General features: G+C 30.9%; 12 protein-coding genes and 1 pseudogene. 1 reads left to right on the forward strand and 12 read right to left on the reverse strand.

Annotated features, from left to right (window positions below):
- Positions 1-24: 24 nt before the first annotated feature.
- The 8 genes and pseudogenes from ccoG to GQR92_RS05715 all read right to left on the reverse strand — a co-directional run bounded on the left by ccoG (position 25) and on the right by GQR92_RS05715 (position 9,449).
- The gene (ccoG, locus tag GQR92_RS05680) at positions 25-1,446 is read right to left on the reverse strand and encodes a cytochrome c oxidase accessory protein CcoG (RefSeq protein ID WP_158838209.1); all 1,422 of its coding nucleotides are present in this window, start codon (positions 1,444-1,446) and stop codon (positions 25-27) included.
- Between the two features lie 34 nt (positions 1,447-1,480).
- Complete coding sequence (locus tag GQR92_RS05685) at positions 1,481-2,341, reverse strand: cbb3-type cytochrome c oxidase N-terminal domain-containing protein (RefSeq protein ID WP_158838210.1); 861 nt, start codon at positions 2,339-2,341, stop codon at positions 1,481-1,483.
- An 11-nt stretch (positions 2,342-2,352) separates the two neighbouring features.
- Positions 2,353-2,520: a CcoQ/FixQ family Cbb3-type cytochrome c oxidase assembly chaperone gene (locus tag GQR92_RS05690; protein ID WP_158838211.1), complete on the reverse strand. Its 168-nt coding sequence runs from the start codon at positions 2,518-2,520 to the stop codon at positions 2,353-2,355.
- A gap of 3 nt (positions 2,521-2,523) precedes the next feature.
- Positions 2,524-4,720: pseudogene (gene ccoN, locus GQR92_RS05695) on the reverse strand (cytochrome-c oxidase, cbb3-type subunit I).
- A gap of 10 nt (positions 4,721-4,730) precedes the next feature.
- On the reverse strand, positions 4,731-4,907 hold the full coding sequence (gene ccoS, locus GQR92_RS05700; RefSeq protein WP_158838212.1) for a cbb3-type cytochrome oxidase assembly protein CcoS: 177 nt from the start codon (positions 4,905-4,907) through the stop codon (positions 4,731-4,733).
- Between the two features lie 83 nt (positions 4,908-4,990).
- Positions 4,991-6,361, reverse strand: coding sequence for an oxygen-independent coproporphyrinogen III oxidase (hemN, locus tag GQR92_RS05705; protein WP_158838213.1), 1,371 nt, complete (start codon positions 6,359-6,361; stop codon positions 4,991-4,993).
- An 11-nt stretch (positions 6,362-6,372) separates the two neighbouring features.
- Positions 6,373-7,071, reverse strand: coding sequence for a purine-nucleoside phosphorylase (gene deoD / locus GQR92_RS05710; protein ID WP_158838214.1), 699 nt, complete (start codon positions 7,069-7,071; stop codon positions 6,373-6,375).
- Between the two features lie 2 nt (positions 7,072-7,073).
- The gene (locus GQR92_RS05715) at positions 7,074-9,449 is read right to left on the reverse strand and encodes a heavy metal translocating P-type ATPase (protein WP_158838215.1); all 2,376 of its coding nucleotides are present in this window, start codon (positions 9,447-9,449) and stop codon (positions 7,074-7,076) included.
- A 101-nt stretch (positions 9,450-9,550) separates the two neighbouring features.
- Between GQR92_RS05715 and GQR92_RS05720 the strand changes: the two genes are divergently transcribed.
- Positions 9,551-10,237, forward strand: coding sequence for a Crp/Fnr family transcriptional regulator (locus tag GQR92_RS05720; RefSeq protein ID WP_158838216.1), 687 nt, complete (start codon positions 9,551-9,553; stop codon positions 10,235-10,237).
- A gap of 291 nt (positions 10,238-10,528) precedes the next feature.
- Here GQR92_RS05720 and GQR92_RS05725 read toward each other — a convergent pair whose 3' ends face one another.
- The 4 genes from GQR92_RS05725 to GQR92_RS05740 form a co-directional block, all read right to left on the reverse strand.
- Positions 10,529-11,419 carry a DUF4835 family protein gene (locus GQR92_RS05725; protein WP_158838217.1) on the reverse strand — a complete coding sequence of 297 codons (891 nt, stop codon included), beginning with the start codon at positions 11,417-11,419 and terminating at the stop codon, positions 10,529-10,531.
- 83 nt (positions 11,420-11,502) lie between these two features.
- Complete coding sequence (coaBC, locus tag GQR92_RS05730; RefSeq protein WP_158838218.1) at positions 11,503-12,714, reverse strand: bifunctional phosphopantothenoylcysteine decarboxylase/phosphopantothenate--cysteine ligase CoaBC; 1,212 nt, start codon at positions 12,712-12,714, stop codon at positions 11,503-11,505.
- Entirely contained in the window at positions 12,714-13,034 is a 321-nt protein-coding gene (locus tag GQR92_RS05735) for a DNA-directed RNA polymerase subunit omega (RefSeq protein ID WP_158838219.1), read from the reverse strand. Before GQR92_RS05735 ends, coaBC begins: the two co-directional genes overlap by 1 nt.
- A 9-nt stretch (positions 13,035-13,043) precedes the next feature.
- Positions 13,044-13,910, reverse strand: coding sequence for an outer membrane protein assembly factor BamD (locus tag GQR92_RS05740; RefSeq protein ID WP_158838220.1), 867 nt, complete (start codon positions 13,908-13,910; stop codon positions 13,044-13,046).
- Between the last annotated feature and the right edge of the window lie 114 nt (positions 13,911-14,024).

Raw genomic sequence — 14,024 nt, forward strand, 5'->3', positions numbered from 1 at the left:
GAGACAGAACACTGCACACTTATTTTATTTATAACTTCTTGGTCCTAAAAAGTTGGTTATTGTTGTTTCTATTAGTTTATCTCCACTAAAAACACCAATTTCTAATTTAATTTTATCTTTTTCTAAAGCAGCTGAATTTATTTCTATAAACAAAGTTCCTTCTGCCAAACCTTGTTTAGGAACAATAAAATTATGATTAGAAACTAATTTAATTTCACCTTTATGAGAAAGAATTTTATAACTAACATCTTTAATCTCTTTAGAAGTTTTATTAATTACTTTAAAAGTATAAACATTACTTATAATATTGTTTTCTTTATGCTGATACAACTGTCCTGGTAATCTTAAAATAGTAGCCTCCACATCATTCCTTAAAAACAACATTCCAATTAAAATACCTACTAAAATAAATAAAACCGCAGAATACCCTTTAATTCTTGCGTTTAGTTTAAATGGTTTCTTTTTCTCTATATTTTCTTCGCTTTCATATCTGATTAAACCTTTTGGCAAGCCAACACTTTCCATGATGTGATCGCATTCATCTATACAAGCTGTACAGTTTACGCATTCTAACTGTGTACCATTTCTAATATCTATTCCGGTTGGACAAACAACTACACATTGTTTACAATCGATACAATCTCCTTTTCCGATAGCTTCTCTATCTTCATTTTTCTTAAATTTAGATCTCCCCTCTTCTCTTTCTCCTCGTTTATAATCATAAGCAACATTTATCGTTTTATTATCTAATAAAACTCCTTGTAACCTACCATAAGGACAAGCAATAATACATACTTGCTCTCTAAACCAAGCAAAAATAAAATAGAAAACACATGTAAAAATTGTTAATGAAATAAGGGTACTAACATTATCAAAAGGATTACCTGTTATGTAACTTATAAGTGTATCGCCTCCTATTAAATAGGCTAAAAATACGTTTGCAATAATAAAAGAGATCACAAAGAAAATAAACCACTTTAAGAGTCTTTTTTTAATCTTTTCTGCATTCCAAGGTTGTTTATCTAAACGAATTTGTTTCCCCCTATCTCCATCAATCAAATACTCAATTTTTCTAAAAACCATTTCTAAAAAAATGGTTTGCGGACAAATCCATCCACAGAAAATACGTCCGAAAATTACTGTAAATAAAATGATAAAAACAACACCAATTATCATTGAAATTACCAATAAGTAAAAATCTTGTGGCCAAAACGGAAATCCGAAAATATTAAATTTACGTTCTATAACATTAAATAGTAAAAATTGATTTCCATTAATTTTTATAAACGGAGCAGATAATAAAAAAACTAATAAAAAGTAACTAACATACGTTCTGTACTTATAAAATATACCGCTAGGCTTTTTAGGAAAAACCCAAGAACGATTACCAGATTCATCAATTGTACCAATACTATCTCTAAATTGTTCGTTTCCGGGAGTTTCCATAATTACCTAAATAATTTTATACTACTTAATTAATTTACTCTGCTGCTACCCATTTTTCTCCTTGAGCTGCTTTTGGGTTAGCAGGCGTAGTTCCTTGTAAGGAAAGCACATAACTACTAACTTTAGCAATATCTTCTGCTTTTAAGGTTTTATTCCAAGCAATCATCCCTTTACCATCTCTACCTCCATTAGAAATAGTTGTAAAAACATTTTTGATTCCTCCTCCTAAAATCCAGAATTCATCTGTTAAGTTAGGTCCAATAGAACCTCCACCATCTGCTATATGACAAGATGCACAGTTTAATTTAAAGATTGCTTTACCTCTACCTAAGTCTTTAGCATCGGTTAATAAAGTAACACTTTCTGCGGTAATTAAATCTGTTGCTGTAGATTTATATTTTCTAAGTTCAACCTTTGCTTCTGCAACCGCTTTTTCATACTCTACAATTTGATCATCTCCATCTAAAACCTCAAACCTCACCATATACACAACTGCAAAAACAATAGAAGCGTAGAATAAATACACCCACCAAGGTGGCAACGTATTATCTAATTCTTTTATTCCATCATAATTATGGTCTAAAATAATTTCCTCTTCACTATCTATATCTTTAGATCTTGTCCAAGATTTTAATAACTTTTTAATCCAAGCATCACTTTCTTCTGGTACAATACCTAGTTTTTCATTTTGTAATTCAGTTGCTTTATTAATGGCTATTACATTTACTGCTTCTTTTAAAACAACAACAAAGACAAAACCAATTAGAGCAATCCAAACTAATGGATTCTCATACACGCTAAATGGGTTTTCGTACACCATAAACGACTTTGCAAGCGCTAAAAACGTAACAATTACAAAGATTACATATACTGTAGATTGAAAATACTTTTTCATTTTTTTCAGTTTTAATTTTCTAATGGCAAATTACTTACCGTTTTTATATATTCTTTTTTCGCAGTAAATACCCACCAAAATAAGACCACAAAAAAAGTAAAGAATATGATTAATGATATTAAAGGGTATATTTCTACACCAGCAATAGTTACCATATAATTTTTTACAAATTTTAACATCGCTTAATTTTTAGTGATTTTTTGTTCGTCTTTTACTTTTATATCTGTTCCTAAACGTTGTATGTAAGCAATAACCGCTACAATTTCTCTGTTTCTCATCTCTATAAAAGGTTCTCCGTTTTCTTTTGCATACTTTTTATCAGCTTCATAGTTTTTAGCAAAATCTGGATCTGAATATAAGTTTTCTTCAATTTTAGTACCTTGTTCTAACATGTGCTGTTGTGCATTTGCTATTTCGTCATCAGAATAAGGAACCCCTAGCGTAACCATTACTTTTAATTTCCCTTCAGTATCAGATTTATCAAGCTCGTTTTTAATTAACCATTTATAAGATGGCATAATAGAACCTGGTGATGTACTTTGTGGATCGTACATGTGGTTTAAGTGCCAACTATCTGAATATTTAGCTCCAATTCTATGTAAATCTGGTCCTGTACGTTTAGATCCCCATAAAAATGGATGATCATACACAAACTCTCCAGCTTTAGAGTATTCTCCATAACGTTCTACCTCACTTCTAAAAGGTCTTATCATTTGAGAGTGACAACCTACACAACCTTCTCTAATATAAAGATCTCTACCTTCTAACTCTAAAGGTGTATATGGTTTTACACTACTAATAGTAGGGATGGTTCGATTTTACTAATAATGTTGGAATAATCTGAACAGCTCCACCTATTAAAATAGCAATCGTTGCATAAATTGTTAATTTAATTGGTTTTCTTTCTAACCAAGTATGCCATCCTTCTCCTTTAGTTCTATATTTAGAAACCTTAGTTAATGCAGGTGCTTCTGCCAACTCATCGGTTACATCGCTACCAGCTCTTACAGTTCTAATTACATTGTACAACATTACAAATGCACCAAGAATATACATACTACCACCAATAGCACGCATCCAGTACATTGGTATAATTTCGTTTACAGTTTCTAAAAAGTTACCGTATGTTAAAGATCCATCAGGATTAAATTGTTTCCACATAGATGCTTGTACAAAACCTGCTACATACATTGGTAATGTATATAAGATAATACCTAAAGTACCAATCCAGAAATGCACATTTGCTAATGCTACTGAATATAATTTTGTTTTAAACATTCTTGGTATCATCCAGTATAACATACCAAATGTTAAGAAACCATTCCATGCTAATGCACCAACGTGTACGTGCGCTATAATCCAATCACTATAATGGGCAATTGCGTTTACATTTTTTAAAGATAATAAAGGTCCTTCAAAAGTTGCCATACCATAACCTGTAATTGCAACTACCATAAATTTTAAAACAGGATCTGTTCTTACTTTATCCCAAGCTCCTCTTAAGGTTAACAAACCGTTTATCATACCTCCCCAAGAAGGTGCTAATAACATTATAGAAAATGCAACTCCTAAATTTTGTGCCCAAGATGGCAATGCTGTATATAATAAATGGTGAGGTCCTGCCCAGATATAAATAAAAATTAGAGACCAAAAGTGAACAATAGATAATCTATAAGAATATACTGGTCTGTTTGCTGCTTTAGGAACAAAATAATACATTAATCCTAAAAAAGGTGTGGTTAAGAAAAATGCTACAGCATTATGTCCGTACCACCATTGTACCAATGCGTCTTGTACACCTGCGTATACAGAATATGATTTTAAAAAGGTAACTGGTAATGCCAAACTATTAAAAATATGCAATACAGCAACGGTAACAAAAGTTCCTAAATAGAACCAAATTGCTACATATAAATGACGTTGTCTTCTTTGTAAGATTGTCCAAATCATATTTACACCAAAAGCAACCCAAACCAATGCAATTGCAACATCTATGGGCCATTCTAATTCGGCATATTCTTTAGAGGTTGAGTAACCTAATGGTAATGTAATAGCAGCTGCAACAATTATTGCTTGCCATCCCCAGAAGTTAAAATTACTTAAAAAATTACTTGCCATTCTTGCTTTTAATAAACGCTGAAGCGAATAATAAACACCTGCATAAATAGCGTTACCAACAAAGGCAAAAATTACAGCATTTGTGTGTAATGGTCTTAAACGTCCAAAACTTAACCAAGATATTCCTTCTGTAAGTCCGGGAAATAAGAACATAAAAGCCAAAAGTAAACCTACAGAAAACCCAACTATTCCCCATAGTAAGGTTGCGTAAATAAACTTTTTAACGATTTTATTGTCGTAATAAAACTGTTGCATCTCCATAATATAAAATTTAGTCTAAAGTTGATTTTTCTTGTTTCTCTTTTACTAATTCATCATCAAACAGCATACGAACTGAAGGCGTATATGAATCATCATACTGCCCAGTTTTCACTGAATAAATAAATGCTATAAAAAATACAATTGCTACTATAATACTTATAGTTAGTAGTAGGTATATTACGCTCATATCTTGCCTGATAATTGATTTTTCAAAAATACTATTGGTCACATATTTAAAATATGATATTTATCATACTTCTTAATTCTTTGTTAAATTGTCATCGAAAACAACTGTGTTTTGGGCTTGTTCTTTAATAAATGCACGTCAAAAGCCATACAAATGTTACGTACATAAGGTCTTGCTTCTTCCGGAATTGATAATGATTTTGCTTTTTTATCAATTATAACCAGTCCATCTTGCTCCATTTCTTGTAGCAAATCTAAATGCATTTCAATATTATTGATGCTCATTGGTTTTTCATCCCACGAAGTGGAAAAATGACACATAATATTTAAAATATGTTTTCTAATAATTCTATCTTCTTCGGATAAAAGGTGTCCCCTAAAAATTGGAATTTCGCCTTCATTTACAATCTTCTGATATTCCTTTACCGTCTTTACATTTTGTGCAAATGCATACCAAGAATCAGAAATTGCAGACATCCCTAAACCAATCATTAATTGCGTTTTATTGGCGGTATAACCCATAAAATTTCTATGCAATGTTTTGTTGATGGTTGCCTCATATAAAGTATCTGTTTTTAACGCAAAATGATCCATACCAATTTCTACATAACCTAATTCTGCAAAAAGTTCTTTCCCTATTTCGTAGAGTTCTCTTTTCTCATCATTTTTAGGTAAATCATCTTCATTAAAACCTCTTTGCCCTACTCCTTTTACCCAAGGAACGTGTGCATAACTGTAAAATGAAATTCTATCTGGTTGTAATTCTTTTGTTTTATTGATGGTATAAATGACGTTTTCTTTGGTTTGAAATGGTAAACCGAAAATTAAATCGTGACTTACAGATGTGTACCCAATTTCTCTAGACCATTTTGTTACCTGTTCTACTTCTGTAAAAGGTTGAATTCTATGAATTGCTTTTTGTACTTTTTCGTTATAATCTTGTACACCAAAACTGACTCTTGTAAACCCTTCATTAAACAAGGTTTGCAATTGTTCTTTGGTGGTATTACTTGGATGCCCTTCGAAACTAAACTCTGAGTCAGGATGTTTTTTGGCTATTTCAAAAATACCATCCATTAAATATTTTAGGTTTTCTTTAGAGAAAAATGTAGGTGTTCCGCCACCTAAATGCAATTCTTTAACAACCGGAATTTCATCTACCAAAGCAACATATAATTTCCATTCTTTTAAAACCGTTTCTATATATTCCTCTTCTACTTCGTGACGTTTAGTAATGTGTTTATGGCATGCACAAAAGGTACACAAACTCTCACAAAAAGGCAAATGGATGTATATACTTATCCCTTCGGATGCATTACTTTCTTTAAAAGACGTTTTAAAAGATTGTATCCAATCTTGTTTGTCAATTCCTGCTTTGTCCCAATACGGTACGGTTGGATAACTGGTGTATCTTGGTCCTGGAATATTGTATTTTTGTACTAGTGATTGTGTCATTTTTACTATTTTTAAGTAAGCTCTAAAGCAATTTCTATCATCTCTTTAAAAGTATGTTCTCTTTCTTCTGCAGTTGTCTTTTCTTTGGTAACCAAACTATCGGATATTGTTAAAATAGACAACGCATTTACATTATGTTTTGCTGCTACTGTGTACAAACCAGAGGTTTCCATTTCTACACATAAAACACCATAATCTGCCCATTTTTTATAGCTATCAAACTCATCCGCATAAAACTCATCAGAACTTAAAATTCCGCCAGCTTTTACCACTATATTTTTTTCTTTTGCAACTTCAACTGCTTTTTGAAACAACTTAAAACTAGCGGTTGGCGCATAATTTGCTCCGTTAAAACGCATGGTATTTAAACCCGAATTTGTAGATGCCGACATTGCTAAAACAATATCTCTAATTTTTACATCTTTCTGATATGAACCTGCAGAACCCACTCTAATTAAGTTTTTAACTCCGTATTCTGTAATTAACTCTGTTGCGTAAATTAAGGTAGACGGAATGCCCATTCCGGTGCCTTGTACAGATATTATTTTACCATTATATGTCCCCGTAAATCCCAACATTCCACGAACATTATTATATTGAATAGGGGCTTTTAAAAAAGTATCTGCAATCCATTTTGCTCTCATAGGATCTCCAGGCAACAATACTGTTTCTGCTATTTCTCCTTTTTTTACTTCGATATGAATACTCATAATTATTTAATTTTATTCCCCAATAAATTGGTAGAAATTGTTGTAAAAACCACAATACTAATAGAACTTAAAGGCATTAAAATTGCCGCCATTACAGGTACTAATTGTCCTGTTACTGCAAAATATAAGCCTACTACATTGTAACATAAAGACAGTATAAAACTATATTTAATGATTTTTATCGCTTTTTTTGATGCATTTATATAAGAACCAATTTCATTAAATTTTGATGCATCTAAAATTCCGTCACAAGCAGGAGAAAACACATTAATATTTTCTGATAAAGCAATACCAACATCACTTTGTGCCAAGGCGCCAGCATCATTTAAGCCATCACCAATCATCAACACTTTTTTATGGTCGTTCTGAAGATTTGCAACAACAGTTAATTTATCTTCTGGTTTTTGGTTGAATAACAAATTAGTCCCTTTTGGTAAACTCTCTTCTAAATAAATTCTTTCTCCTTCATTATCACCAGAAACAACAGCTAACTTAAAATTGCTTTTTAGAGCATTAAATAATGTTTTTACTCCTTTTCTATACGAATTCTTAAAGGTGTATTTCCCTTTATAAACATTATTAATACTGATGTAAACAGCCGTATCTACACTTGATTTGTCTTCATTATTTATCACAAAAGAGGACGACCCTAATTTTAATTGGAAGTCTTTATAAGTAACCTCAATTCCTTTACCAACAATTTCTTTATAATCTGTTATAGCTAACGTTTCTAAATCTTCTAAAGAGTTGTACAAGGTTCTACTTAATGGGTGATTAGAAGCTCTTAACGAGCTTTTTAAAACACTTTTTTCTTGTTGATTTAATTCGGCTCCTTCATAAGAAATTGTATTTTCTTTATGTGTTGTAAGCGTACCTGTTTTATCGAAAATAATAGTATCTATGGCTGCCAATTGCTCTACAACTGTTGCATTTTTTAAGTAAAATTTTTGCTTTCCAAAAATGCGTAACATATTCCCTAACGTAAACGGGGCTGCCAATGCAATTGCACAAGGACACGCAATTATAAGAACCGCGGTAAAGACATTTAATGCTTTGCTAGCATCAAAAAACAACCAATATGCGGTTGATAAAAAAGCAACAGACAAAACAACGATGGTAAAGTTTTTACTAATGGTATCTGTTATGGTTTTAAAGTGCGACTTGTTGTTTTTATTAAAAACATCATTACTCCATAATTGGGTTAAATAACTTTGCGATACCGAAGATAAAACTTCCATTTCTATAACTCCAGAAAGTTGTTTTCCGCCTGCAAATAATTTATCTCCAGATTTTTTAGCAACAGCTTCTGCTTCTCCAGTTACAAAACTGTAATCTATTTCTGCTTTTCCGTTAATTAGAATTCCATCTACGGGTATTAATTCTTGGTTTCTAATTAATAATCGATCTCCTTTTACGATATCATAAATAGGTACGTTTTCTTCTTTATTATTGGCTGATATTCGGGTAACGGCAATAGGGAAATAAGATTTATAATCTCGTTCGAAGGACAAGAAATTATATGTTTTCTGTTGAAAAAATCGCCCTAATAAAAGGAAGAAAACCAAACCGGTTAAACTATCAAAAAAACCAGTTCCTAAATCGAAAATAATTTCAGCAGAGCTCCTAATAAATAACACAGAAATACCAAGTGCAATAGGCACATCTATATTTAATATTTTAGATCGCAAACCTTTAAAAGCGGATATAAAATAGTCTTGACCCGCATAGAAAACTACAGGAAGCGAAAAGAAAAACATTAACCATCTAAAGATATTTTTATATTTTTCTATCCAAAAACCATCTACCTCAAAATATTCTGGAAACGAAAGAAACATGACGTTACCAAATGCAAAACCTGCAATTCCTAATTTATAAATTAAGCTTCTGTCTACATTTTTTTTACCTGCTTCATAGTCTTCTAAACTAATATAAGGTTCGTACCCGATGGAACTTAATAGAAGTACAATCTCTTTTAATGAAGTTGTATCTGAATTATACGTAACTCTTACTTTTTTCTTAGGAAAATCTACTTGAGATGAAGAAACTTTAGGGTTTAATTTGTGTAAGTTTTCTAATACCCAAACACAAGAACTACAATGAATATGAGGAATATACAACGTTGCTATTTGCATATTCCCATCATTAAAGTCCAATAATTTTTCTGCTATTTCACAATTATCCAAGAAATCGTACTTCCCTTGAATTTCAGTCGGAATTGCTCCTGGATTGTCCTGAAAATTGTAATAACAAGTTAAATCATTCTCAGAAAAAATTTCATATACCGTTTTACAACCGTTACAACAGAAGTTTTTTTCATCAAAAATAATTAAATCATCATCACAAGAATCACCACAGTGATAACATTGTGTAGATTTCATATTTACTCATTTGCCTACTGCAAATTTCTTATAAGAATACATTTTATAATATGATATATGTCAGCTTTTCACTATTTTTGAAAGACAAAAATTCCTTAATTATGAGTAAATGTGAGCAATGTATTATTCGCCAATTTAATTCTTTAAACCACTTAAGTAGAGAAGAATTAACTAGAGTGTCTAATTGTAAAACCACAAAAACAATAAAAAAAGGAGAAGCTATTTTTGAGGAAGGAGAACGTCTAAAAGGAGTTTTTTGCATTAAAGATGGCGTTTGCAAGGTTTCTAAAATGAGTGAAAATGGTAGAAACCAAATTATCAGTTTAGTAACCAAGGGAGATTTATTAGGAGAAAGAAGCTTAATTTCTGATGAAGTTTCTAACCTTAAAGCAGTTGCTTTAAATGATATGCAAGTTTGTTTTATTCCGAAAGAAGAAATTATAAAGGATTTATCTAAAAACCCAAACTTTACAATGAGCGTGCTTAAAGACATGGCTCAAACCTTAAAACAAGCAGATAATGTTATTGTAGATATGGCGCAAAAGACAGTTAAACAGCGTTTAGCCGAAACACTTTTAAACCTGCTTGATAAATTTGGTACAAATACAGAAAACACTATTAACATTCATCTTTCTAGAGAAGATATTGCTAATATTATAGGTACAGCAACAGAATCTGCAATTCGCTTATTATCTGATTTTAAAAAGAAAAAAATTATTGAGTTTAAAGGTAAAGATATTTCGATACTTGATAGAAATGAGTTAGATAAAATTGCACAAGGCTTTTAAATCCTTTTATTTTACAATTAAATTTTAGCATGGTTTGTGTGCTTCTTTGATATCAAAATATTCTTTTAAAGTAATTTTAAATCATCTATGTTCAATTTTCGTTTAAAAGTTTTTTATACTATCGCCAAAAGTAGTATAAAACTTATACTAGTATTTACGAAGTTAAATTAATCACTTAGTAATCGATAAAGTAAGCCAATACCAAAAAAAACACAAAAAAGTCAATACTGAATTTCTATTTCACTTATATCATTAATCAGATACTCCCTTTAATATTCAGAAAATTTTATTTTACTTAATATTTTTCCATTTAGCGCTGTTGTTTGGCGATAATTTTGTGACTACTTCGGTTAATCTATCTTGATTTCTTGTAACAACATCATCAGAATACATATTTACAATTTCATCTGATTTAGCATCAAAAAACACACGTATTAAATAATTACCAACTGTTTTGTTATAAATACTCTCTAAAGAGATTATAGCCTCTTCCATATTTTGTTTAGCAATTCCACTATTTAAAGAAAACTCATCTAATCCTGTTCTATGGTAATTATAAATGGCCGTTCTGTATGCGGTAAGTTTTGGTGATAAAAAACTATCAATCAAAAGAAAACGATTTTGTTTTCCTACCACATTTTGCCAAGAGCCTAAACCACTTTGTTGTGCTTGCAACATTACATTCTCTGCTTCTTTAAAATAAGCTTCTCCACCATTTCTTTTAAAAGTATCTGCATCTGCACCTAAAACAATATTTGCATAAAAAACAATGGTAGAAATTAAATTGCTATCGTAAGAATTCTGGTTATAAATTAATGGATCGAACTCATTGTATTTAAAGTTGAATTCGTTGTCTTTTAAATTTAATATTGGTGATGCATACGTAGAACCAAAAACAGGTCTTGTAGATTGCACTTGTAACGTTGCTGTAAAGTTATTAGCGTCTCTAGAGCTTATAATAATTGTAAATGCACAATCTATTCTTTCTTCTGGTTTTACCTCGTTATTTGTCCATTTAGTTTGATTGATAAATTCTGACAACGATTTTTCTAGTGTTTTAAAAACCTGGGTATTTGAACCTTGTACTTGGTTATAATTAACAGTAACCAAGCAATTCAATTCTTGAGCTTTTAGCACAGAAACTGAAAATATTAACAGAAAAAAGAATATAAGTTTACGCATTTATTTTGTTGTTTACTGTCCGGTCGAGCGCAGTCGAGACCTTCTTTTAAACCTCTCGACTGCGCTCGAGGAGACCAAAAATATTAAGATATTTTACGTATAATTTCGTTAATAATATCTTTAGCTACTTCTACTTTCGATTTTAATTCGAACGTTTTTTCATTCAAATCTTTATCAATAATAGTAATTTTATTTGTGTCTGTTGCAAAACCAGCGCCTTTATCTTGTAAAGAATTTAAAACAATAGCATCTAAATTCTTACGCTTTAATTTTCCTTTTGCATTTTCTAACTCATTATTGGTTTCTAAAGCAAAACCAACTAAAAATTGATTTTCTTTAATTTCACCTAAAGATGCTAAAATATCTTTTGTTGGTTCTAACTCAATTTCTAACGCAGAAGTTGTCTTCTTTATTTTCTGAGTTGCTATATTTTTTGGTCTATAATCTGCAACAGCCGCAGAAAGTATTGCAATATCTACTTCTTTAAAATAGGCATGTGCTGCTTTGTACATTTCTTCTGCAGAAATAACATCTATTCTATGTACTAGAGAATGCTGTATTTTTTGATGACTTGGACCTGAAATTAAATAAACCTCAGCACCTAAATTAGCTGCAGCTTTTGCAATTGCAAATCCCATTTTACCAGAAGAATGATTTCCTATAAAACGAACAGGGTCTATGGCTTCATAGGTTGGACCTGCTGTAAGCAACACCTTTTTACCTTTTAAAGGTAATTTTGATAAAATATCATTTTCTATAAATGACACAATATCTTCTGGCTCTGCCATTCTACCTTCACCAACCAATCCGCTCGCTAACTCACCAGAAGTTGCAGGTATAATTGTATTACCAAAAGATTTTAATTTCTGTAAAATTTCTTTGGTTGATGGATGGATATACATATCCAAATCCATTGCAGGCGCAAAATATATAGGACATTTAGCAGATAAATAGACCGCCAATAATAAATTATCGCAAGTTCCATTTGCCATTTTAGACATCGTATTTGCAGTTGCAGGAGCAACTACCATATAATCTGCCCAAAGCCCCAAATCTACATGGTTATTCCACATTTCATTTTCTGCATCTTCTTTGTCGTAAAACGTAGAATGAACAGGGTTTTTAGAAAGCGTGGAAAGTGTAAGAGGTGTTATAAAATCTTTAGACGCAGGAGTCATAATAACTTTGACCTCTGCGTCTAATTTTATAAATAAACGAACTAAACTAGCCGTTTTGTATGCAGCAATTCCAGCAGTAATTCCTAACAGAATTTTTTTACCACTTAAAACAGACATTATTCTGTTTCTGGAGTTCTAAAATATACTTTTCCGTTTAACCATTCTTCAACAGCCATTGCAGTTGGTTTTGGCAATCTTTCGTAAAATTTAGAAACTTCTATTTGTTCTTTGTTTTCAAAAACTTCTTCTAAACTATCATTATAAGTAGCAAATTCTTCTAATTTATCAACTAATTCTTTCTTTAAATCTCCATTAATTTGATTTGCTCTTTTAGCAATAATAGAAATAGCCTCATAAATATTTTGCGTAGGAGCTTCTATTTCAACCTTATTATAAGTAATCGTACTTAAAGGTGCCTTTGTATCTTTATAATCCATAATTAGTTATTATTTCTTTTTTGATTTTTGAACATTCGCTTTCACTTGTTTTGCAATTATAGCGTCAATTCTTACTTGTTCTTGTTGTAAGGTTGCTAGCATTTTATCTGAATCTTCCATATATTGAGATTCTGGATAATTTCTTTTTAGCTTATCATAAGCTTCTATAGCATCTTTTATACGTTCAGATTTTCTTCTATCATAACTTTTTAAAACAAAGTCATGAGCTGCTTTTAACCTGTAATACAATGCTTCTTCTTTAAATTCAGAACCTAAATAATCTGACAATAAATTATCAAAAGCTTGTATTGCTGCTTTGTAATTTCTTAAATCATATTCTGCTGTTCTATAATACGTTTTAGCTATTTCGAAAGATTTTTTCTGAAGCTTATATCTTAATTCTTTATAATGCTGATTCGCTTCTTCTATTTTGTCTGAATCTGGATAGGTATTTATAAAACCCTGAAAAGCTTCTAGTGCTTTATTAGTATCCGTAGGATCTAAACTAAATCTTGGTGATGCCAACTTATAACTATACGCAGATAAAAAGGCTGCTTCTTCTTTCTTAGAACTTTTAGGATAATTTTTTGCAAATCGATCAAAATAATAACCAGAAATACTATAGTTTTTCTCGTTAAAATTAGATTGCGCTACCATAAATTGGATACGCTCCATTTGTGGTTTCCCTCTATATGTTGGTGTAATTTTCTCAAACAAACGTAAAGCTTTCCCGTACTTTTTACCTTCGTACATTTTTACAGCCATTTTATATTGCTCTTCAGATGTACCTTTGTTTAATACTTTTTGATATTCTCCACAAGAAATTAATACAAGTGAGAACATTAACAAACACGCTAAATTTTTAATTTTTTGCATCGTGCAAAATTAGTGATTAAATATGGATTAATAAAACGTTTTTTTAGACAGTAAATTATGTCATATAATAATGACACAAAAAACGTGAAAAAAGATTTTATATGCTGCTAAAAG

The organism is Polaribacter sp. L3A8, from assembly GCF_009796785.1.
Taxonomy (GTDB): domain Bacteria; phylum Bacteroidota; class Bacteroidia; order Flavobacteriales; family Flavobacteriaceae; genus Polaribacter.